The sequence below is a fragment of the Streptomyces sp. NPDC002138 genome (assembly GCF_040296485.1).
Lineage (GTDB): Bacteria > Actinomycetota > Actinomycetes > Streptomycetales > Streptomycetaceae > Streptomyces.
This window is the reverse complement of record NZ_JBEOXE010000025.1, coordinates 26098-46464: the sequence shown is the minus strand read 5'-3', so window position 1 is coordinate 46464 and position 20367 is coordinate 26098. Positions and strand designations below refer to the sequence as shown.

At 71.1% G+C, this 20367-nt stretch carries 19 protein-coding genes and 1 pseudogene; 5 read left to right on the top strand and 15 right to left on the bottom strand.

Annotation, left to right across the window (positions count from 1 at the left end):
• Window positions 1-7: 7 nt before the first annotated feature.
• The 3 genes from ABT084_RS18300 to ABT084_RS18290 form a co-directional block, all read right to left on the bottom strand.
• Window positions 8-370 (bottom strand): MarR family winged helix-turn-helix transcriptional regulator, encoded by a 363-nt coding sequence (locus ABT084_RS18300; protein WP_351044765.1) that lies wholly within the window; start codon window positions 368-370, stop codon window positions 8-10.
• Window positions 371-576: 206 nt separating this feature from the next.
• Complete coding sequence (locus tag ABT084_RS18295; RefSeq protein ID WP_351044609.1) at window positions 577-999, bottom strand: (2Fe-2S) ferredoxin domain-containing protein; 423 nt, start codon at window positions 997-999, stop codon at window positions 577-579.
• The gene (locus tag ABT084_RS18290; RefSeq protein WP_351044608.1) at window positions 996-2972 is read right to left on the bottom strand and encodes a heavy metal translocating P-type ATPase; all 1977 of its coding nucleotides are present in this window, start codon (window positions 2970-2972) and stop codon (window positions 996-998) included. Before ABT084_RS18290 ends, ABT084_RS18295 begins: the two co-directional genes overlap by 4 nt.
• 94 nt (window positions 2973-3066) lie before the next feature.
• Between ABT084_RS18290 and ABT084_RS18285 the strand changes: the two genes are divergently transcribed.
• Window positions 3067-3453 carry an ArsR/SmtB family transcription factor gene (locus tag ABT084_RS18285; RefSeq protein WP_351044605.1) on the top strand — a complete coding sequence of 129 codons (387 nt, stop codon included), beginning with the start codon at window positions 3067-3069 and terminating at the stop codon, window positions 3451-3453.
• Between the two features lie 272 nt (window positions 3454-3725).
• On the opposite strand, the gene ABT084_RS18280 is transcribed toward ABT084_RS18285, so the two are convergent.
• The 3 genes from ABT084_RS18280 to ABT084_RS18270 all read right to left on the bottom strand — a co-directional run bounded on the left by ABT084_RS18280 (window position 3726) and on the right by ABT084_RS18270 (window position 5587).
• A complete protein-coding gene (locus tag ABT084_RS18280; protein WP_351044602.1) occupies window positions 3726-4295 on the bottom strand; it encodes a hypothetical protein in 570 nt (189 codons plus the stop codon).
• 648 nt (window positions 4296-4943) lie between these two features.
• Window positions 4944-5138 (bottom strand): antitoxin, encoded by a 195-nt coding sequence (locus ABT084_RS18275; RefSeq protein ID WP_351044599.1) that lies wholly within the window; start codon window positions 5136-5138, stop codon window positions 4944-4946.
• A gap of 314 nt (window positions 5139-5452) precedes the next feature.
• Window positions 5453-5587, bottom strand: coding sequence for an EF-hand domain-containing protein (locus ABT084_RS18270; protein WP_351044763.1), 135 nt, complete (start codon window positions 5585-5587; stop codon window positions 5453-5455).
• A gap of 985 nt (window positions 5588-6572) precedes the next feature.
• On the opposite strand from ABT084_RS18270, the gene ABT084_RS18265 reads away from it, so the two are divergent.
• Window positions 6573-6992 carry a TOBE domain-containing protein gene (locus ABT084_RS18265; RefSeq protein WP_351044596.1) on the top strand — a complete coding sequence of 140 codons (420 nt, stop codon included), beginning with the start codon at window positions 6573-6575 and terminating at the stop codon, window positions 6990-6992.
• Between the two features lie 198 nt (window positions 6993-7190).
• On the opposite strand, the gene ABT084_RS18260 is transcribed toward ABT084_RS18265, so the two are convergent.
• Window positions 7191-7640 (bottom strand): hypothetical protein, encoded by a 450-nt coding sequence (locus ABT084_RS18260; protein ID WP_351044593.1) that lies wholly within the window; start codon window positions 7638-7640, stop codon window positions 7191-7193.
• An 86-nt stretch (window positions 7641-7726) separates the two neighbouring features.
• Between ABT084_RS18260 and ABT084_RS18255 the strand changes: the two genes are divergently transcribed.
• Window positions 7727-8107 carry a glutamate-cysteine ligase family protein gene (locus ABT084_RS18255; RefSeq protein WP_351044590.1) on the top strand — a complete coding sequence of 127 codons (381 nt, stop codon included), beginning with the start codon at window positions 7727-7729 and terminating at the stop codon, window positions 8105-8107.
• A 141-nt stretch (window positions 8108-8248) separates the two neighbouring features.
• Here ABT084_RS18255 and ABT084_RS18250 read toward each other — a convergent pair whose 3' ends face one another.
• Window positions 8249-10351, bottom strand: a complete 2103-nt coding sequence (locus ABT084_RS18250; protein ID WP_351044587.1) for a bifunctional polysaccharide deacetylase/glycosyltransferase family 2 protein — start codon at window positions 10349-10351, stop codon at window positions 8249-8251.
• Window positions 10348-10566, bottom strand: a complete 219-nt coding sequence (locus ABT084_RS18245; protein ID WP_351044585.1) for a hypothetical protein — start codon at window positions 10564-10566, stop codon at window positions 10348-10350. Before ABT084_RS18245 ends, ABT084_RS18250 begins: the two co-directional genes overlap by 4 nt.
• Before the next feature lie 375 nt (window positions 10567-10941).
• On the opposite strand from ABT084_RS18245, the gene ABT084_RS18240 reads away from it, so the two are divergent.
• The gene (locus tag ABT084_RS18240; RefSeq protein WP_351044582.1) at window positions 10942-11658 is read left to right on the top strand and encodes a hypothetical protein; all 717 of its coding nucleotides are present in this window, start codon (window positions 10942-10944) and stop codon (window positions 11656-11658) included.
• Between the two features lie 100 nt (window positions 11659-11758).
• Here ABT084_RS18240 and ABT084_RS18235 read toward each other — a convergent pair whose 3' ends face one another.
• On the bottom strand, window positions 11759-13129 hold the full coding sequence (locus ABT084_RS18235; protein ID WP_351044580.1) for an acyltransferase family protein: 1371 nt from the start codon (window positions 13127-13129) through the stop codon (window positions 11759-11761).
• A gap of 519 nt (window positions 13130-13648) precedes the next feature.
• Here ABT084_RS18235 and ABT084_RS18230 point away from each other — a divergent pair.
• Window positions 13649-15070: an NAD(P)/FAD-dependent oxidoreductase gene (locus tag ABT084_RS18230; RefSeq protein ID WP_351044577.1), complete on the top strand. Its 1422-nt coding sequence runs from the start codon at window positions 13649-13651 to the stop codon at window positions 15068-15070.
• A 228-nt stretch (window positions 15071-15298) separates the two neighbouring features.
• On the opposite strand, the gene ABT084_RS18225 is transcribed toward ABT084_RS18230, so the two are convergent.
• The 5 genes and pseudogenes from ABT084_RS18225 to ABT084_RS18205 all read right to left on the bottom strand — a co-directional run bounded on the left by ABT084_RS18225 (window position 15299) and on the right by ABT084_RS18205 (window position 20275).
• A complete protein-coding gene (locus ABT084_RS18225; RefSeq protein WP_351044575.1) occupies window positions 15299-16699 on the bottom strand; it encodes an MFS transporter in 1401 nt (466 codons plus the stop codon).
• Window positions 16700-17261: 562 nt separating this feature from the next.
• Window positions 17262-17441: pseudogene (locus tag ABT084_RS18220) on the bottom strand (FAD-dependent monooxygenase); the annotation flags it as partial.
• A 111-nt stretch (window positions 17442-17552) separates the two neighbouring features.
• Window positions 17553-18149 carry an NADPH-dependent F420 reductase gene (locus tag ABT084_RS18215; protein WP_351044573.1) on the bottom strand — a complete coding sequence of 199 codons (597 nt, stop codon included), beginning with the start codon at window positions 18147-18149 and terminating at the stop codon, window positions 17553-17555.
• 42 nt (window positions 18150-18191) lie between these two features.
• The gene (locus tag ABT084_RS18210; RefSeq protein WP_351044570.1) at window positions 18192-19010 is read right to left on the bottom strand and encodes an inositol monophosphatase family protein; all 819 of its coding nucleotides are present in this window, start codon (window positions 19008-19010) and stop codon (window positions 18192-18194) included.
• Between the two features lie 266 nt (window positions 19011-19276).
• Window positions 19277-20275, bottom strand: a complete 999-nt coding sequence (locus ABT084_RS18205; protein ID WP_351044567.1) for an NADP-dependent oxidoreductase — start codon at window positions 20273-20275, stop codon at window positions 19277-19279.
• Between the last annotated feature and the right edge of the window lie 92 nt (window positions 20276-20367).

Below are 20367 nucleotides of genomic sequence, written 5' to 3'. Positions count from 1 at the left end.
TGCCCAGTCATTGCTTGGGCCTTTCGCGGTCCTGGCTCTCGAGTTCCGCCAGATGCTTCAGCGCCGGAAGGGCCGCCACCAGCGCCTCGACCTCGTCGCCGGTGAGCTCGCCGATCATCCGCTCGAACGCGTGGACACCCGCCTGGCGCCGCGTTCGGACATAGGACGCGCCGGCCTCGGTCAGGCACACCAGCGTGACCCGCTTGTCGGACGCGTCGCCCCGCCGCTCGACCAGGCCGGCCTCCTCCATCACCCGGACCAGGGTGGTCATCGCGGGCTGGGTGACGCCCTCGACTGCGGCCAGATCGGTGATGCGCCGCGGCCCGGTCCGGTCCAGGGTGGCCAGGGTGGCGGCGGACGTCAGGCTCATGTCCCGGGGCAGGCGTCTCGCGGCCCTCGTGGCCAGGCCGTAGAGGGCTGCCCCGATGGCGGCGGACGCGCCAGGAGCGGCGTCTTGACGACTCATGCTCGAAGCATAGCATTTCTATATTCACATTTTATGGAAATGGGGAACCGCGCGCTCGAAGGGCGTTGGGGCCGTGGTGAGCGCGGGTTCATGGGGCCGTGTGCGGGCGGCTACTCGTCGTGGAGTTCGGCACGGACGCGGCGTGAGGGCTGGAAGGCGTAGAGGTCGAGGGCGCCGGGCGGCTCGGCGAGGCCGGGGCCGCCGTCTCGGACCCAGGCGGTGATGTCGGCGGCGCCGGGGTCATTGACCTGGCCGAGCCAGATGGGCCGGCCTCCGGCTTTGCGTCCTTCGGCGGAGGGCTGGATCACGATGACGTTGGCACGCTCGCACACGTCGAGGCAGTCGGTGCGCCGGACGGCCGCGATCCCGGACAGGGCGGTGCGCAGTTCGGCGAGCTGGGCTTCGTGGTCGAGGCGGGGAACTTTGGCGGCGGTGCCGCAGCAGCAGCCCCGGCAGACGGTGACGGTGCACCGTGCCGCACCGGCCGCCCCCTCCGAGGCGGCCGTACGGTCCCGGCGGGTGCGGTGGCTCACTTGGTGCCCTGGGAGAGGCGGTTCGTCCAGGCACGTTCGCGGAGCAGGCGCAGGCCGTTGAGGCCGACGATGACCGTGGAGCCTTCATGTCCGGCGACACCGACCGGCAGCGGGAGGGTACCGGTCAGGTCCCAGGTGACGAGGACGGTGATGAAGATCCCGGCGATGACCAGGTTCTGGATCACGAGGCGGCGGGCCCGCCGGGAGAGGTCGACTACGGCGGGGATGGTGGCGAGTTCGTCGCGGACGACGACCGCGTCCGCGGTCTCCAGGGCGAGGTCGGAGCCGGCGTTGCCCATCGCGATGCCGGTGTGGGCGGCGGCCAGGGCGGGGGCGTCGTTGACTCCGTCGCCGACGACCAGGACCCTGCGCCCCTCGGCCTCCCAGCTCTGGACCGCGGCGACCTTGTCCTGCGGGAGGAGCCCGGCGCGGACGTCGGTGATGCCGACCCCGGCCGCCAGATGGCGGGCCGCGCGCTCGTTGTCACCAGTGAGGAGGACCGGAGTACGGCCGGTCAAGGTGGTGAGGGCGGCAACGGTCGCCTTCGCATCCGGGCGGAGCCGGTCGGAGATGCCCAGCACCCCGACCGGTGTGCCATCGCGCAGGACGAGGACGGCGGTGCGGCCCCGGCCTTCGAGCGCCCGCACCAGGTGGCCGGTCGTCGCATCGACGGCGGTGGCGAGCCGGGCCGGCGAACCGACCTTTACGGTGCGGCCACGCACGGTGGCGGTGACACCGGCGCCGGGCTCGGAGGTGAAGTCGGCGGCTTCGGCGAGGGTGAGGCCGCGTTCGCGGGCCGCGGCGACGACCGCGCGGGCCAGGGGGTGCTCGCTGGAGTGCTCGGCCGACGCGGCCAGCGCCACCAGCGCGTCTCCGTCCAGTCCGGAAGCGGGTACGGGGTGGACGTCGGTGACGCGGGGGGTGCCCTCGGTGAGGGTGCCGGTCTTGTCCAGGGCGACCGCGTCGACCTGGCCCAGGCGCTCCATCACGACGGCGGACTTGGCCAGGACGCCGTGGCGTCCGGCATTGGCGATCGCGGACAACAGCGGCGGCATGGTGGACAGCACTACCGCGCAGGGCGAGGCGACGATCATGAACATCATCGCGCGGAGCAGGGCCGACCGGAGTTCGTCGCCGAAGGCGAGCGGGATCGCGAAGACGGCCAGGGTGGCGATGACCATGCCGATCGAGTACTGCTGTTCGATCTTCTCGATGAACAGTTGCGTGGGGGCCTTGGTCTCGGAGGCTTCTTCGACCATCTTCACGATCCGGGCGATCACCGAGTCGGAGGGGTCCCGCTCGACGCGGACGCGCAGGGCGCCGGTGCCGTTGACCGTCCCGGCGAACACCTCGTCCCCCACCTGCTTGGCCACCGGCAGGGGCTCGCCGGTGATGGTGGCCTGGTCGACATCGGAGGCCCCGTCGATCACACGGCCGTCGGCGCCGATCCGCTCGCCGGGCCGCACCAGAATGGTGTCGCCCACCCCGAGGGAGCCGGCGGGCACGCTCTCCTCGCCGCCATCGGGCAGGAGGCGGGTCGCGGTGGTCGGCGCGAGGTCGAGCAGGCCGCGCACGGAGTCGGCCGTCCGGGCGGTCGCGACGGCCTCCAGGGCGCCGGAGGTGGCGAAGATGACGATCAGCAGCGCCCCGTCGAGGACCTGGCCGATGGCAGCCGCGCCGAGCGCGGCCACGACCATCAGCAGATCCACGTCCAACGTCTTGCCCTTCAGGGCCTTCAGACCCTCCCACCCCGGCTCCCAGCCGCCTGTGACGTAGGCGGCGGCGAACAGCGTGCCCCACAGCCACGCCGGGCCGCCCAGCAGGTGGACGGGCAGAGCGAGGAGGAACAGGACCAGCGCAGCGAGCGCCCACCGGGCCTCCGGCAGCGCCAGCACCCGCGTGCGGCGCCGCGGGGCCACCGACCGCGGGTCGGCGGCGGGCGGCGCGGGCCGCTGGCCGAGGACTGAAGACATGACAAAACAACCCTTCAAGGGCGGACTGGGGCAGCACCTCCACCATACAGGAATACATGAATAGGTCTTCAGGTGTCATCGGTATGATGCCCCCATGGGCCACGGAACCGGCAGTGACAGCAACGCCACCGCGCGCGAGCGCCTCGACACGGTCGGGACCGCCGACGTCGCCGCCACCCTCCAGGCCCTGGCCACGCCCTCACGGCTGTACATCCTGGCCCGGCTCCAAGAAGGCCCGTGCTCTGTGAGCGACCTCGCCGAAGCCGTCGGGATGGAAGCCTCCGCCTGCTCCCACCAGCTGCGCCTGCTGCGCAACCTCGGCCTGGTCACCGGCGAGCGCCACGGCCGGTCGATCGTCTACGCGCTCTACGACAACCACGTCGCCGAGCTCCTCGACCAGGCCCTGTTCCACGTCGAGCACCTGCGGATGGGCGTACGCGACGCCTCCACCGCCGCACCGGAGCCGGCTGTCGCCGACTGACCGTGCCGACCGCTCCCCGCCACCGGGGCAGCCTGGCGCACCGCTCGGGGGCGGCGATCGCGGCGCAGCGCATGGCGGTCCGCTCGGCGATGTCGACCAGGAGCGTCAGCCGGACGGGGCGGCACTTGCGGTCGCTTCGCACAGGCGATGGCGCTGATGGTTCAGCCTGACGCGGCGCGCTTGTGAATGTCGGCGTGGCGCTGGCGGCTTCCGTTCGCTGAGCTGCGTCCGCGGTGATATGCGGCCGCGGCGGTTCGTGCAGCGCGGGTGGCTCAGCGGTTGGTGTTCAGGAAGCCGATCCCTACCGCGCCCCACCAGCAGACCTGCGACAGGAGCGCCGTGGCGCCGCCCCAGACCATCACCCCGCGGCCGATCGGCCCGGCGGCCTCGGAGAGGCGGCGGCCGAGGAGGCCCGCCTGGAGGCCGTTGAGCGTGAGCAGGCCCACCAGCCCGATCTTCACCTGGGTCAGCAGGGAGTGCAGGTCCGGGTGGAGCATGAGCCCGCTGACGACCAGTCCACCGAGGCCGGCCCAGATCGGCACGTGGAGCCGGGACGTGGCGGCGACGACCTCAGCGAGCGGGGCGCGCCCGGTGGCCCACAGCAGGCCGTAGTAGTCGGCGGAGAGCACCGCGCCGAAGCCGAGCACCAGCGAGGCGAGGTGCACGAAGAGGGCTGCCGTGTGAAGCGACTCGTCCGTGCGTATGTGGAGGGAGAACCACAGCCCCGCCGTCAGCACGGCCATCGCCCCCAGGCCGGCAGCAGCCACGGTCCACCACGAGTCGTACAGGCGGACGGGGCGCAGGGCCGGTCTGACCGGGGCGGCGGCGGCAGGGGACAGCATGAGAGGAGCTCCGAGGGAGTGTGCAGATGCGGGCCTTCCACGGGACCCACATAAAAGCGAGGTAAGGCTTACCTAAATCTCGCGTCGAGTCAATCCAACCGATACAGCACGCCAGGGCGACGGCTCCCGCGCCCCGTTCACCCTTGTCGTCCACTGACTGGCATACCGGCCGATCGCCAAGGCGCGGCGGGCAGGCCAACGGCCTGCCCGCCGCGCCCTGATGACGGATGGGCGACTGCCGGACCCTGAGCGTTTACCCGGGCCCACCCTGGCACTGACAAGGTCCGCCCTGCTGACAGCCGCAGTAGCAGCCCGGACCGCACTGGCATTCCCGCTCGCCGTCGCCCCTCGACGTCTCGTTGCCGTCAGCCAGGACTTTCCCTCCTCGTACACGTGCAGAGTCGAAAGCCGTAGCGAGTGAGGAGCCACGCCTGCAACGGCCGCACGAGAAGCCCGTCTCGTCGACGCGGCCGGAGGCCTCAGCAGTCGGTCACCAACCGTGCCGCAGGCCCTCCAGCCCAGGGCCGCCCGCCTGCCATGCACGGTGCAGAGCGGAGACAGGTCCTGCTCATCAGGCCCAACGGGCCCGAGCGGAACGGCCGGCAGTGCTCCGGCGAAGGGGGCGGCCTGGGGCCCACCCGCCCCGCACTACGGCTGCGGCGACCCGCCTTCCCCTTCGGGGCGTCCCAGCTGGTCCTTGATCTTCTCCTGGGCCACGTCGACCTGGCTGGCGTACTTGCCTTGGGTCTTGCTGTCGACGTAGTCACCGGCCTTGTCGACTCCCTGGCCGGCCTGCTTCTCGTGGCCCTTCAGCATTTCCTTGAGCTTATCCATCATGGACATGAATGCTCCTTCCGATGCGTTTCGTCCCCTCCAGCATCGCGGCCCACCCCGCACACCGCATCCGCGCGGCACCCCGCCCGCCGACGCACCCGGAAACAACGAACGACCCCTGACCGTCTCCCCCGGCCGGGGGCCGTTCCTGCACCCGACATTCGCTCGACGTCGAGCCTCCTAGCTTGGTCCGGGGGTTACCGAGGAAGGGGTTCGGTAGAGCGGTGGCTCGGACGTGCGATCGCCGTCAGCCGGTTGCGGCCAGCGCGTCGTACATGCGCGATGTGCCACCGCTGACGTACGCGCGGATCGAGGCAAGGTACTCATCGCGGCCGATGCGCCCGTCCCCATCGGTGTCCAGGGCCCCGAAAGCCACCGCCGCGCTGGCCGACCGCCAAAGCTGGGCGCGCGAGGTATTCCTGACGAGAAATCACGCCATCGCCATCCACATCGAGCATGCGGAAGATGTGCTGCCGGGCCGCCGTGGTGTCCACGAACCCCCCAAAGAGACTGCGTACTGCAACAAGTCATCAACGTACAGTAGTGATCGTGGGTGTCCCGCTCACAACTCCTGCCTTCAGCGCATGCGCCCAACTACCCCACCGCACATCGCCACGGTCCAACCCGACACCTCGGGCTACCGCGACCACGCCATAACCCTCGCCACCATCCCGGCCCGGACCACACCTCGGCGCGGCCCAAGGCATCCCGCCCCGCCGACTCACGCCGACCACCAGTGCTGCCCCCAGAGCGACAGCACTGCCGCCCACGCCGAGCGGCCAGCGCGTAGCAGCACCAAGCCCGATTTCCGCCAGCTGCCCTGACGAGGCGCCGGCTCCACAGCTGCGACGGCCAGGACTGCTCTTCAAACTCACTGTGCTCTCTATCCCACGCATTGATCACTGGACCGCCCCCACCCTCACCGACACACATCCACGGCAGTAGATCAAAGCGCCTCATGAGGCCATAACCCGTATTTACGTCGCAGTCACGTCAGGCACCTCGGTGCGGTTTGGTCGGTCCTGCCGGGCACTCAGCGGAGCGCGGCGCTCCACGCCCTGGACGAGCCTCGTATCGTCAGCACGCCCGCGTCCGCGACCGCCGGTTCGGACGACCGGGAGCGGCGAGGACATCAGGACCGCTTACGGAGAACAACGGGCAGCATCTGCAGGCCTTGCTTCACTTTCAGCTTTTAGCTGCCACCCACATTGCTGATATTGCCCAGCACATTCAGCCTGAAGCATAGGGCCGGACGACTGAAAGTGCCGAAATAGTCGGGTCGCACGGCCCCTTCTCATCTGCTCCTGCTAGCTGGGGCTTTCGCCTCGCAGATGCGGTTCGTTTACCGGGGCTGGAATTCACTGACGTAGATTCGGAAGTGCCGCAAGGGGAACCCTCAGGCGGCGACCGATTCCGATTTTCCATCCAAAGGGGCGTTGTTCCATGAGCCTGTCCATCCGCAACCAGATCGCCGGCACCGTCACCGCTGTTACCGCCGGCGAGGCCATGTCCTCGGTCAAGGTGCGCCTGGAGGGTGGTCAGGACATCACCGCCGCGATCACCACCGACGCTGTCAAGGACCTCGGCATCGCCGAGGGCTCCGCAGTCAAGGCCCTCGTGAAGGCCACCGAGGTCTCGCTGGCCACCGCTGCCGTCACCGGTGTCTCCATCCGCAACCAGATCGCCGGCACCGTCGTAGACGTCGCCGTCGGCCCGGCCATGGCCTCCGTCAAGGTCGACATCGCCGGTGGCGGCCTGACCGCGGCCATCACTGCCGACGCCGTCAAGGACCTCGGCCTGACCGCCGGTTCTTCCGTCGTTGCCCTGATCAAGGCCACCGAGATCTCCCTCGCCGTCGCCTGATCAACCCTGCACCTCACCCGCACGCTCGGGGTGACTTGCGGCCTCGCCCGGATCGGAGCCCTTCGCCGGGACCCAGCTGACCGGTATCGGCCTTCCAGGGCCCCGCCATACAGCCGGTGTCCGGGCACGGCCGCCTCCGCCGAGGCCACCGTGACCGGGGTGGACAGCGGCCGGAGCGCCCGGGGCCCTGGAACGGGCTTACCGGGCGGGGCGGTCAGGGAGCGTGGTGCAGGCGGGGGTGGGGGTGAAGGTCGAGGTAGAGGCCGACGGTGGGCTGGTCGGGGCGGGTGGGCAGGGGCAGCATGTCGCTGGTGCCGTGGCCTCCCAGTCCGTGCTCTCTGTGACCGGGGCGGGGCGTTCGTAGGCATGCCGGTAGGCGCCCTGGTAGAAGCGGTGGGCGTGTTCCTCGGTCGTGTCGCCGGCCAGGGTGCTTGCCAGGCAGGCGGCGGTGAGGGTGGCGCTGTACATGGCGAGGTGGACGCCGGTGGACAGACAGCAGGGGGTCGAGAGGTCGAGGTCCGCACCCACCCGCACCCCAGCCTCGCCCTCGGCGAGGACCTGCGCCACGCCCGCCATGCCGTCGCACGCGCCGCCGCCCGCCTGAGCCTGCGCATCATCTCCAGCGGCACACCCGTCCTGGGCCAGCACACTCCCCCACCCTTGTCGGCGGGAGCCCGCTGCGCCCAGAGCCTGGCCACCTTCCGTGCCCTGGACCACGAACAGACCGTGTGGGCATGCCTGCGTGTCGCCGACGCCGCCCCACCCCCGACGACACTCTCCTCCTGGCCGTCGCCGTCAAAGGCCTCGCCGCCACAGCCCTCACCGCCGTGCACGACGGACGGTCCGCGCCCCGGCCGCAGGCGGAGATGCTGCGAGCCGCGTACTGGCGCGCCGCCCGCGACGGCACCCGCGGCCAGAGCATCAACCTGACCACCGGCCGGCTCCAGCCCGCCACCCGCCACCTCGACGAGCTCTGGAACACCGCCCTGCCGGCCTTGGCCCCCGATGACCTCACATCCGTCCACACCGCCCGCCACCGCCACCGCCACAGCCACAGCCACCGCCACCGCCACCACGACGTCGTCAACCACCTCATCCGGCAGACCACCACCTGACCTACCCCCTGCGCGGTGCCGACCGCCCTCGCCGCGCCGCGAGCGTAGAGCCGCGGCGCTCGTGGGGGCCGATAGGGCCGGGAACCGCTGCCGGAGCTCCAGCAGGAGAGGGGTGATCTCGCCCTCGTCGGGGAGGGGCTGTTACGCCGCCACGGGTTGGGCCCGTACCTCCGTAGGGGTGTCCGAGGGGTCCCGCCAGCGAGGGCTGGCTCCGAGTGCCGCGGAGGTCAGAGCGTGGATGGTGACCAGACACAGCGCGGTGCGGTAGAGGCTCTGCTGGAGCGGGACGAGCCACAGAGGGCGCAGGCTTTCGCCGTCGCTGCGCAGGGCGTAGCCGGCGAGGCCGAGTTGGGCGAGGCTGAAAACGGCCCAGGTGATGGCCGGCACGGGTGTGGTTCCGGAGGCGAGTCCGTAAAGGGCTGCGGCGTCCATGAGGGGCGCTGCGAGCGGCAGGGCGAGCTGGAACAGCAGCAGGTAGGGAAGGGTACGGCGGCCGAGGTGGCCGGCGGTGCCGGTCTCCCTGACCGCGCGACGGTGTTTCCAGAGGGACTGCAGGGTGCCGTAGGCCCAGCGGTGACGCTGGTGCCAGAGGCCCCGGACGGTCGTGGGGACGTGGGTGTGGGCGTGCGCGTCGCTTCGGTAGACGACGCGCCAGCCCGCCCGGCACAGGGCCATGGCGATGTCGGTGTCCTCGGCGAGGGTGTCGGCGCTGATGCCGCCGCAGGAGGCAAGGGCCGAGCGCCGGAAGGCCCCGATCGCTCCGGGGACGGTCGGACTGGCGCCGGCGAGGTCGAAGAGGCGGCGTTCCAGGCCGAAGCTCATGACGTATTCGAGGTGTTGCCACAGGGGCAGCAGGCCTTTGCGGTTCGCGACCTTCGTGTTCCCGGCCACCGCGCCGACCGACGGGTCGGACATGGCGGCCGCGAGGCGGGCCACCGCGCCCGGGGCGATGACGGTGTCCGCGTCGACCATCAGGATCACATCGTGCTCGGCGTGCGCGACGCCCGCGTTGAGGGCGGCGGGCTTGCCCTGGTTTGCCTGGGTCACGACGCGAACCCGGGGGTCCGTCACGGAACGGGCCGCCGCCGCGGTGCCGTCGGTGGAGCCGTCGTCGACCACGACGACGTCGATGCCGGGGCAGCCTCCGTCGAGCAGGGCGCGCACGCAGGAGGCGATGGTCGCCTCCTCGTTGTGGGCGGGGACCACGGCGGAGACCCTGGGCGGGGAGGGGGTACGGGCCGGTGTCTTGTCGGTGCGCCTTCGGTGTGCGGCTGCGGCCGCGGCGAGGAGGAGCAGCCGGGCGGTGGTGAGCAGGGCCACCGCGTACAGCAGTCCGGCGGCAGCGGGGGGTACCACGCCGGCTGCCTGGATCAGACTGATGAGGGCGGCGCCGTACCAGCGGTCGAGGGGTGTGACCGGCGCCGTCTGGGGTGGCAGGCTGACCGACTCGGTCAGGGTGGTGAAGCGGTATCCGCGCGCCTTGAGGCCGTCGATGAGCTGCCCGAGCGCCGCGACGGTCCGCGAGCGGTCGCCGCCGCCGTCGTGGAGGAGGACGACCGCCCCCCGTCCGTCCCGCGGTGCGGCACCGCGCACGATGTCCTCCGCGTCACGTACCTCCCAGTCGAGACCGTCGTGGGTGGACAGAACGGTCAGGTAGCCGAGGGCGCCGGTACGCAGGGAGGCGCGCCAGTCGCGGTTGTCGACCGCGTCGGGCATGGAGGAGTAGGGCGGCCGCAGAAGGGTCGTACTGGTTCCCGTGGCTCCGGCCAGGGCCGCACGACTGGCGGCGAGCTCCAGCCGCAGCTGCCACACGGGCGCGGTGGCCAGATCGGCGTGGGTGAAGGTGTGCAGGCCGACTTCGTGTCCCTCGGCGATCTGCGCCCGGACCAGCTCGGGGTGTTCGGCCACGTGCCGGCCGACGACGAAGAACGTCGCTGGTACCCGCTTGGCGGCCAGCACACGGAGGATCTGGGGCGTCCAGGCCGGGTCCGGGCCGTCGTCGAAGGTGAGCGCGACCGTACCCGGGCGGACGTCGAGGCTGATCGGGGGGCCGTTCCGGGTGTCGACGACGGGGCCGCCGCCGGACACGGAACGAGGCACGAAGCCGTCCGGCTGCTGTTCCCGGGTAGTGGCCGGTGCGGCGACGCCGCGCAGGACCGAGGTCGCCACGAAGAGGGCCGACACGAAGACCGCGAGGACAGCGGCCAGGACCCACCAGTGCCCGCGGGGCGAGATCGCCCTCATCGCCGGGGTGTCGTGTGGGTGGCCTCGGCCGGGCTGGTCGCCGGTGCGTTCGGTTCGGCGTACAGCACGCCGCCGAGCACCGCGAGCACGCACACGCACAGGAGGCATGCGAGGGCTCCCGCGGCGGTCAGGACCTTGCGGCGGTGGCCGCGCGGATCGTCGAACACCGGCGGGGAGGGCCTGGGGTGCGGTGGGCTGAGGAGGTCGTTGATCACGTCACTGGATGCTAGGAAGATCGTCTACGGGTTTTCACCACGGCGCGCGGGCGTTCCCCCGCAGGAGCGAGTGGCGCGCACGCGGCTTGACGTCTGATGCGCACGCGGCTTGACGGTGGGTGCGCTCGAACGCTTGACGTTGGATGCGCTCGAACGGGGCGACTTCGGCGCCCCGACGCGTTCTGAAGCCCGACGGTACGAATGATCATGCCAGGGTGACGGCAGGCAGGACCAAGGCCGCTCGGTGGCCGAGGAGGTCCACGAGCGCCCGGAAGACCGCCCAGCCGGACCTTCATCGGTGACGGCACTGCCGTACTCCGGTACGGCGCGTGCCGCGCCCCCGCCCCCGCGACCCGCACGGAGTAGATCCCATCCATGGCCGCGCACCTGGACACGACCCCGCCCACCGCGCCCGCGCCACCCGGACCTCGCCCGCGCGCCGCGCGGGGCAGGATCCTGGTGCTCGCGGCGTGCGCCCTGCTGGCCGTCGCCGCTCTCTGTTACGCCGGACTTCGGCTGCACCACCGGCTGAACACCATCGACATGCCACGGACGGAAACCGCCCCTCAGGGGGGATACACCCTCACCGTCTACTTCACTCCCAGCAAGGCCCACTACCACGGCCTCCGGCGCAGCATTCGTGGTCAGGCCTGCGCCGGCCAGCACCTGCCGGACGGCTTCCCCGCCGACTACCTGGAACGCGTCGGCCTGGAGGGCTTCGGCAAGACCTCCCGCGGGGACTACCTCGGCTGGGACTTCGACCGGCACTGCTACTTCGCCACCGGCACTCCCCCGGTGGGCTCCCACGAGAACACCCTGGTGCCCTGGCAGTCCGTCGCCGCCAACCACCTGTCGCCGGGCACCCGGATCCATGTCACCGACTGCGGCCCCGGCGTCTCCGCCCCGGTCTGCGCCCGCGTGAAAGCCGCACCATGGCGCGTGGACGACCTGTGCAGCATCGGCTGCGACGATGCCAAGCACCTCGACCTGTACATCGGCGAACAGACCCGGGCCGCCATCGAAGACGAGGACTTCTACTTCATGACCAAGGGCGCCACCATCCGGGCCACCGCACCCGAAGCCCTGCGTTGATGCGACGCGGCGGACCAGGAGTGCCCCGACGGCAGGCGGCGGTACGTGGCCCGGCCCCGGCCTGCCGTCGGCGATGGCCGGGCCCCGCCCGCGACTCTGGTCACACCCGGATGTACCACCCGCGCGCCACGAGCAGCCGCGCGAGCGGCACGTAGAACAGCAGCAGCCACAGCACCGCCCACACCATGCTCGCCAGCGGTCCGGGCATCCACGAGGCCAGGCCGACCTCGGCGCCCGCGGTCCACAGCGACCCCTCCTTGCCGTGGTACCGGACGGGGAGGTAATCCAGCGTGGTGACGACGAGTTCGGACAGGACGTAGAAGAACAGCGGGTTGCGGCCGAGAGCGACCAGTGTGTCCCCCATCGCGGCCAGTCCCCGGCGGACTGCGCCCCCCACACCCCGGTGCTCCGGTCGCGGCCGGCAGTCGGCAGCGCTCCCCGCGTCGCTCTCGCAGGCACCGGCCGAGGCGTCGGCCGTCGGCCACAGCCCGCCGTCGAACGCCAGGAGCACCAGAGCGAAGCCGACGATCATGATCCCGACGGTCACCAGGGCGTACGACGGGGTCCACAAGTGCTTGCCGATCGGGATGACCATGCCCAGCGCGAGGCCGGACCCGAGACATACCGTGCCGATGGCGATCAGCAGGGACGCGCGCCCGCGGACCCCGCCGACCGCGCCGTAGCGCGCCTTGTTCCGGACGACGTCCATGCCGACGACGAGCCCCGCCCAGCAGTTGACCACCGCCACCAGCGTCGACACCAGGCCTTCCGGGTCGAAGGCGCCACCGTCGTAGTTGTGCCGCACACCCCACACGTTCGTATCGACATAGGCCTCCAACGAGCAGGCAGGCACCAGTCCGGGTACGCCCGCGCATTCGGGCCAGGGGCTGTGGAAGGAGTACGTCGCCACGATCCACAGGGTGCCGCACAGCAACGGGAACCCGCCCAGCAGGAACGCTTTGGCCAGGAACCGGCCGCCGCGCGCGAGCGCCCCGACGGGCACCGCGCCCGCGCCGCCCGGGGCCGCCGCGCTGGGCAGCAGCGCCCAAGCGCACGTGACGTACAGCAGCGACACGACCAGGTACACGACGGCCAGGCGCTGGAGCACTCCGACGAACCGCAGGTGCTCCAGGATCTCGGGCAGGAACGGGTACGCGTTCAGGAACATGCCGATCGCGTACAGCAGAAGCGCCCGGCGCACGACGCGCACGATGTGGGTGCGCCTGTCCGGTCCGTGTGCGTCCGGCAGCCGGAGAAGGGCGGACATGGACACCGCAATGGCCATGCCCATGATGAACAGAAACCCTGGGAAGACCAGGTCGGCAACGGTCAGGCCGAATCCGTCCGGGTGCGTCATCACAGCCGCCGCGATCCCGGCCACCTGGCTGCCGACGAGGATGCGCAGGGCCACGAGGCAGCCGCGGAACGCGTCCAGCCCCTCGATGCGACGGCGGCCAGGCAGAGCCCGCACCCCTGCCGTGACCGGTCGGGCCGCCGGGGCGTCAGTGGCAGCCGGTCCGCTGATCGCAAGAGCCGTGGGCCGCGTACCCGATGGCCGGCCCTCGCGGGTGCGTCCGAGGGAGAGCCTCGAAGAGATCCGGCCGGCCACGACCCCACCCATCCATCCCATGCACACCTCGAACTCATGCCGGGCTTCTCGCGGAGCGCAGCCGGAGCGGCCCTCCGGGAAGCGAGGACTTCATTGCCCATCCAACGAGCGGACGGTTGACCGGAACCGGTGCCTTGACGATCCCGTGGCCCTCCCACCCGGATGCCGCATCAGGGATCAGTCGCAGGCAGGGGCGCTGACTTCGGACTGGCGCGAGCAGCTCAAGGACATCGACCCCTCCTGGTACACGAGGAGTCCGGGCCGCCGGGCGAAACCGGACAACGCCATACGGGCGCGAGTCGGGTGCGCGCGGAGGGGCAGGGATAGCGCCGGTGGACGGGACGGCGGCATGCGGTACGAGGTATGGGGGTGGGGTCGGCTGTGGCGGATGTACTGGTGGTCGGTGACGGGGTGCTGGGGCGATCGATCGCGTTCGCGCTCGCGGCGGCGGAACCGCGGCTTCGCGTGGTCGTGGCGGGCCGGCGCGCGGCAGGGGCGTCGCGTGCGGCGGGGGCGATGCTCGGCGTCCTGGGTGAGGTGACGGCCGCCTCGGTCCGCAGTCGGCACGGGCGGCTGCGCCTGGCGATGGCCGTGGACGCGGCCCGGCGCTGGCCGGCCTGGCGGGCGGCCGTACGGGAGACGGCGGGCTCCGCGGCGCCTGCCCAGGACGGTTACGGATACGGGACGTTCGTCCTGCTGAACGCCGTATCCAGCCGAATCGACGAGCAATCCCTGGCCGCGATCGCCGCGGCGGGCCGCGCACACGCGCTGCCCGTCGAGGACATCGACCCGGCTGCCGTTCCCGGTCTGCAGCCCTTGGACAACGACCGGCCCCTGCGCGCCCTGCACCTGCCCCGCGAGGCGTATCTCGATGCCCGGCGCTGGCTGGCCACCCTGGATGCGGCGCTGGCCGCCCTGCCCGGCGTCATCCGTACTCCTTCCGGCCGGCTCGAGGCAGCCGGCTCGCGCTACACGCTGCGGACCCGGACCTCCACGGTGACCGCGCCCGTCCTGGTACTGGCCGCCGGAGCCTGGACCACCCCGCTCCACGACAGCCTCGATGCCCACCACACCGCCCTGCCGGTGGTCTGTGCGGAGGGCACCGCCGTCTCCCTCACCGCCCCGGGCCCGCTCCCCGCCGTACTGCGCACCCCCAACCGCGCGTACGCGTGCGGCCTGCACGCCGTCCCCCAGGCCGACGGCACCTGGTACGTCGGCGCCTCCGCCTCCCCCGCTCTGACCCCGGGCGCCCGGCCTCCGGCCGCGGGACTGCCCTTCCTCCTCGACGCCGCGTTCGGCCAGCTGCACCACGGCCTGGCCACCGCCCGCCTGCACCGTCTCCACCACGGCAACCGGCCCGTCGGTCTCGACGGCCATCCCCTCCTCGGACCGGGCGGCCGCCCCGGCCTGTACCTGGCCACCGGCACCCACCGCGACGGCCTCCACGCCTCACCCCTCATCGCACAAGAACTCGCCCACACGATCCTGACCGGCACCGCGAGCACCTGGCTCGCGCCCTGGCAGCCCGAGCGCACGCCCATCAGCGACTGGACCCGGGAAGAAGCCATCGAGGAAGCGGCCCTCCAACACCAGGCACTGGCCGCCGAGTCCCGCATGCGCCCACCCCTGACCGGCACATGGCCCCAACAGCTGACCGACGCCTACAGACAGCAGATGACCACCGCGTACGACCGCCTCCCCCACGGATTCGTCCTGCCACCCGACCTGGCACCCCTCGCCTACGAACACGGCCCCCAACTCGCCAAGCTCATCTCCCGCTACCTGGCGGGCCGCCGGCAGTGACGCCCTGCGCGGTGCGCGTCCACAGGGCCGGTACCGGCTTCCGCATCACCGCCTCCGGACACTCGGCCTCGGGGCGGCCGCCTCTCCCGTCGGCTTGGAGGACGTCGAATGCGGAAGCGCGCGGGTTCGGCGGGTTGGGCGGGTTCGGCATCTTGGGCGGGTTGGGCGGGATGCTCTGGCTCAAGGGCCCGGCCCCGGCCAGCGTTGCGGCTGGGGCCGGGGCGTCGCTCAGTCGGCCTGGTTGTTGGTCTGCTGGGGCAGGGAGAACATCAGGGCCCACATCAGGACGAGGAGGCCGGCGACCCACCACAGCACGGTGAGGAACGCGTCGCGGTTGAGTGCTGCGTCGGATGAGCCGTTGGTGGGGGCGAAGAACACGAGGGCGGTCAGCGCGGTGCCCAGCGCGATGCCCAAGTGCATGACGGTGTTGAACAGGCCCGAAGCGGAACCGGCGTCCTCGTGCGGGACCCTGGCCAGCGACATGTCGGCGAGAGGCCCGCCGACCATACCGAGGCCGAACCCGATCAGTACGACCGGCGCGGTCATCCCCAGCAGGGCCAGGTCCCCCTGGGCTGCGTCGATCTGGAGCCCGTAGGCAGCCATCGCGGCGATCGTGACGAGGGCCCCGGCCTGCGGCAGGCGTCGGGCGAAACGCCCGCCGCTCTTCGCCGTGACCGTCGCGCCGGCCAGCTCGCCGAGGGAAAGCAGCACGAAGGCCAAGGCCGCATGGAAGGGACTCATGCCCAGCCCGCGCTGGAGGTAGAGGGTCCAGGTCATGAAGAACAGCCCGCACAGCAGGCCGTGCAGCAGCTGCGCGGCCATGCCGCCGGAGAACCGCCCGCCCCGGAACAGGGACAGCGCCACGAGCGGGGCGTTGCCCTGCTTGCGCTGCTGGTGGCGCAGGAAGACACCGAGGACGAGGAGGCCCGCGGCGAGCAGGGTGAAGCACCACAGCGGCCAGCGGTGGAGATGCCCCTCGGTGAGCGGAACGACGATCAGGACGATGGCCAGTGCGGACAGCAGCATGCCGGTCAGGTCGAGCCGGTCGGCCTTCTTCACGGTCGACTCGGGGATGAACCGGCGTCCCAGAATGATCACGGCGAGGCCGACGGGCACGTTGACCAGGAAGATCGGCCGCCAGGACAGCTCGAACAGGTCCGCCTCGGTCAGCAGGCCGCCCATCACCGGGCCCAGGACATTGGCGAGCGACATGACCACCCCGTACAGTCCGAACACCTTGCTGCGGTTCTGCCCCTCGAAGGTGACGTGGAGGGTGGCCAGGATCTGCGGGATCATGAGGGCCACTCCCACGCCCTGGAGGGCGCGGGCGCCGATCAGCACGCCGGGCCCGGCAGCGAGGCCGCACAGCAGCGAGGCCGTGGTGAACACGACGGTGCCCATCAGGAGGATCCTGCGCCGGCCGTAGAGGTCGCCGAGGCGTCCGCCGGTGATCAGCCCGACGGCTATGGGCAGTGAATAGCCGGTGGTCAGCCACTGCACCACGTCCGGTCCGGCGCCGGTCGACTCCTGGATCGCGGGCAGGGCGGTCAGGACGACCGATTGGTCGATCATGTCCATCAGCTCGGCGCCCAGAAGCACCAAGAGGGCGATCCAGGCAGCCAGACCCATCTTCGACAGGCCAGGTGTGGGGCGGGTTGGGGAGGGGATGGTGTGCTGCGGCTCATTGTCGAGCGCGGAGGAAGACACGACGGAAAGACTCCTGATCCAAAGGACCGGGGAGCCCTGCCGGCAGCCGCACCGGGGCCGGAGAACACGAAACCCGGGGCAGACGGCAGAGCTGCACCCGGGAAAGACAGAACACAGGGGGAGGGTGACGCAACTCAGGCCAGCGCGACGTCCGCCCCCGGACACGTGCGAACAACCACAGCACGCGGGGAACACGGACGACTACATGGCCTGGTTGATAAGAAGTCACCTCAAGATCGACACACAGAAGGAACAGAGAGTCCGGTCACTGCCACCGAACACCTCGGCACGGCAACCCGTCCACCATACGGCACCCTCGCACCAGGGAGCGCCGAGGCCAGTCCCGGCCGCCGAGGCGGCGGCCTCCCCTGCCTCGACGGGCGGGCACCACTGCCTGGTGGGGCTGCGGGGATCAATGGCCTCAAGCACCACCGCGCGGTCGCCACGAGGTACTCGACACGGGGGCGCAGGCCCAACAGCTGGGCGGGCGCGGGGCAAGGGCGGTTTCCCAGTCAGTGATGAGTGCGGTGAGTTCAGGCGCCCATCCGGTGAATTCTGCCGCGACCTGGGCCGCCGCCGTTTCGGGACTTACGGCGAACAGGGAACCGTCGCCGACGGCCTTGGCCGCTGTGGGATGGCGTTGGTCGGCGTCGTACAGGTAGGTACGGGGACTCGAACGACGCCGCGATGGATGGGAGGCCAACGAATGCGGTCGCTTCACCTTGCCGGACTTCGTCTGCGCTACGGCGCGCCCCGGCGGTGCACTGTGTGCGGTTCAGCGGGCGATCGAGATCGCGAAGGGCGCGAATCCGCTGGACCGAATCACGTGCGGTACGAACAGAATCGCGGCCTCCGTGGCGCGGGCGGTCTGGATCCCGCCGAGATCGGTGAGCCACCCCGTGCGCCAGCCGAGGTCGATGAGCAGTTCACGGACGGTCTGCTTGGCCTGCGGGTCGTCGCCGGAGAGGAACGCGGTGGGTGTCTGGGCGAGCGTGGCCGGCGCGGTCATCACCGGGAAGAGCATGGTGTTGAGCGTCTTGACGACGCGCGTTTCGGGGAGCGCTTCCTGGAGTTGCTCGGCGAGGCTTGAGCCGGGGTAGATCAGGTGGGCAGGCAGTCCGTCCGGTCCGTCGACGGTGGCGTTGGAGACGTCGACGAGGATCTTGTCGCGCAGTTCCTCGCGCAGGACAGCGAGCCGTTCCAGCGAGCCGGCTCCCGGGGTGGCGTTGATGACGACCTGGGCTGTCCGGGCCGCGTCGGCGGCGGCGCCCGGCGCACGGTCCGCCACGGTCACCTCATGCCCTGCCCGGGTGAGGGCTGTGGCCAGATTTCCGCCGACGCGGCCGTTTCCGAGAACTGCGATCGTGGTCATGATGATGTGGTCCTTTTCGTGAGTGCGGGTTGTGGGGCGCGGTCAGCGTGAGAGCGTGGCGACGGCCTCGGCGTGGACGCCGGGCGCGGCGGCAAGGAGGCTCTCGCTCAGCGGGGTCCACGGACGGCCCTCGGCGTCGGAGATCTGTCCGCCGGCCTCGGTAACGAGCAGCGCTCCGGGGAGCAGGTCCGCGCGGGCGCCGGCGAACTGCCAGAAGGCGTCGATGCGGCCGGCGGCCACGTTCACCAGGTGCAGGGTCGCGGGCACGGCGGTGCGCACGACGAGCGCGTCGAAGAGCATGGCGGTGATCGAGGAGCCGACGCGCCGCACGACCTTCTCGTCCTCGTCCGGCCGGGCCTGGCTGGTGGCGACGATGCTCAGGCCGAGGTCCGCGGTCCGGGAGACGTGCAGCGGTCGGCCGTCGACGTGGGCGCCCGCGCCGGCGAGCGCGGTGTAGGTCTCGCCGGTCAACGGCAGGTGAACCGCGGTGAGTACCGGCTGGTTCTCACGCACGAGGGTGGCGGTCACCGCCCAATCCGGCAGCGCGTGCAGGTGGTTGACGTTGCCTTCAGCCGGATCCACGACCCACCATTCGCCGGGCGGCAGCGCCCCGCCGTCCAGCTCGTCCTCCACCCAACCGGCGTCCGGGCGCAGGCCCGTAAGACGGGGGCGCAGGATGTCGAGAGCCGTGTCGTCGTTGTCGGCGAGCGCGCGCATCAGCTCTTCGCGGGTCTGGTAGCGGACGACATCGCCGAAGCGCTCGAGCAGCGCGGAGCCGGCCGCACGCACGGCGATCGCGGTCTGGGCGAGCAGATCGGCGTCGGAAGAGGCGACGTCAGTGGTCTGAAGCGATACGGACATGGTCGTACTCCCGTGTGAGGAGGGGGTGATGGGGCTGGTCGAGCCAAGCGGTGCGTTCCGTCTTGCGCTCTGGTCTCGAAGATAGACAGCCCTCCAATTAACTTCAACTGCATGTAAAGCACGGCTGGGATGACTCCCATGCAATTGGATGGGCACCTGCTCGTCGCGCGACGCGCCACTGAAGGAGGGGCGCTTCCCGCTCGGGCGCTTTCAGCTCGCCCAGTGCGTGGGCGCAGTTCGCCACCGGCGCTGCTGGAGTCCGGCGCTCACGAGACCATCGTCAGCACGATCTTGCCCTGGAGGTGACCCCGCGCAGCTCGCGTGTGTGCGCTGCCCGCCTCGCGCAACGGATAGGTGCTGTCCACCGCGACCCGGAGCTTGCCCGTGTCGAACAGGGGCCCGATCGCGGCGAGTTGGGCGCCGTGGGAACGCACCTGAATGTTCGAGACAGTGATGCCCAGACGCGCCGTCTCTGCCGGGTCGTACTGGGCGAAGAACACCGGAAGCATGGTGCCGCCGCGCTTGAGCACCGTCAGAAAGCGTGAGCTGTCCGGGCCACCGACGGCGTCGATCACCAGGTCGACACCGCTGACCACGTCCGCCGCCTGCGTCCTGGTGTAGTCGATGAACTCATCGGCGCCGAGCTTGCGCAGGAACTGCTCGTGCCGGCCCGAGGCCACCGCGATGACGTGTGCCCCCTTCCATTTCGCCAGCTGCACCGCGAAGTGGCCCACTCCACCGGCGGCCCCGTTGACCAACACGGTCATCCCTGGCGTGATCGGCACCGGCTGGTGCACCTGGCCGGTGAATGGAGACGGCACGTCGTGGCCGAGATCAACCAGGTACTGCCAGGCCGTCAGCACGGCCATCGGCGCTCCAGCCGCCTGCACGTAGTCGAGGGCGGCCGGCTTGTGCGCCAGGTCCGAAGCGGGCGCGGCCACGTACTCGGCGTACGTCCGGCCGTCGAATCCGGGGAACCGCAGCATGCCGAAGACCTCGTCACCGACGGCGAACCCCAGCACGTCCGGAGCGACCGCCTGGACCACGCCCGACATGTCCGTTCCGGGGATCAGGGGGAACTCCAGCGCCGGCCTCACCTCGGCCGGCATGACCTTCAACCCCTCACGCACGTACCAGTCCGGCGGGTTGATGCCCGCCGCGTGCACACGGACCAGCACCTCGCCCGGGCCGATCTCGGGAATCGGCACCTCGTCGTACTGCAGAACTTCCGGTCCGCCCGCTGCGTGGAACTGGATCGCCTTCATCGCGCCTGTCGCTTTCCTCGGGAAACTTTGCTCCTTCAGTCAAAGCCCAGGACGGCGTGGTCGTCCAAGACCGGTTCGGCAACCTGATCATT

Bases quoted from the DNA above. Each gene is read 5' to 3' on its own strand.
- ABT084_RS18225 (WP_351044575.1), bottom strand. From the start codon at position 16,699: ATGGGTCTGGCTGCCTGGATCGCCCTCTTGGTGCTTCTGGGCGCCGAG.
- ABT084_RS18265 (WP_351044596.1), top strand. From the start codon at position 6,573: ATGAGCCTGTCCATCCGCAACCAGATCGCCGGCACCGTCACCGCTGTT.
- ABT084_RS18280 (WP_351044602.1), bottom strand. From the start codon at position 4,295: ATGCTGTCCCCTGCCGCCGCCGCCCCGGTCAGACCGGCCCTGCGCCCC.
- ABT084_RS18300 (WP_351044765.1), bottom strand. From the start codon at position 370: ATGAGCCTGACGTCCGCCGCCACCCTGGCCACCCTGGACCGGACCGGG.
- ABT084_RS18215 (WP_351044573.1), bottom strand. From the start codon at position 18,149: ATGACCACGATCGCAGTTCTCGGAAACGGCCGCGTCGGCGGAAATCTG.
- ABT084_RS18255 (WP_351044590.1), top strand. From the start codon at position 7,727: ATGCCTGCGTGTCGCCGACGCCGCCCCACCCCCGACGACACTCTCCTC.
- ABT084_RS18290 (WP_351044608.1), bottom strand. From the start codon at position 2,972: ATGTCTTCAGTCCTCGGCCAGCGGCCCGCGCCGCCCGCCGCCGACCCG.
- ABT084_RS18250 (WP_351044587.1), bottom strand. From the start codon at position 10,351: ATGAGGGCGATCTCGCCCCGCGGGCACTGGTGGGTCCTGGCCGCTGTC.
- ABT084_RS18285 (WP_351044605.1), top strand. From the start codon at position 3,067: ATGGGCCACGGAACCGGCAGTGACAGCAACGCCACCGCGCGCGAGCGC.
- ABT084_RS18275 (WP_351044599.1), bottom strand. From the start codon at position 5,138: ATGTCCATGATGGATAAGCTCAAGGAAATGCTGAAGGGCCACGAGAAG.
- ABT084_RS18205 (WP_351044567.1), bottom strand. From the start codon at position 20,275: ATGAAGGCGATCCAGTTCCACGCAGCGGGCGGACCGGAAGTTCTGCAG.
- ABT084_RS18210 (WP_351044570.1), bottom strand. From the start codon at position 19,010: ATGTCCGTATCGCTTCAGACCACTGACGTCGCCTCTTCCGACGCCGAT.
- ABT084_RS18240 (WP_351044582.1), top strand. From the start codon at position 10,942: ATGGCCGCGCACCTGGACACGACCCCGCCCACCGCGCCCGCGCCACCC.
- ABT084_RS18270 (WP_351044763.1), bottom strand. From the start codon at position 5,587: ATGCTCGATGTGGATGGCGATGGCGTGATTTCTCGTCAGGAATACCTC.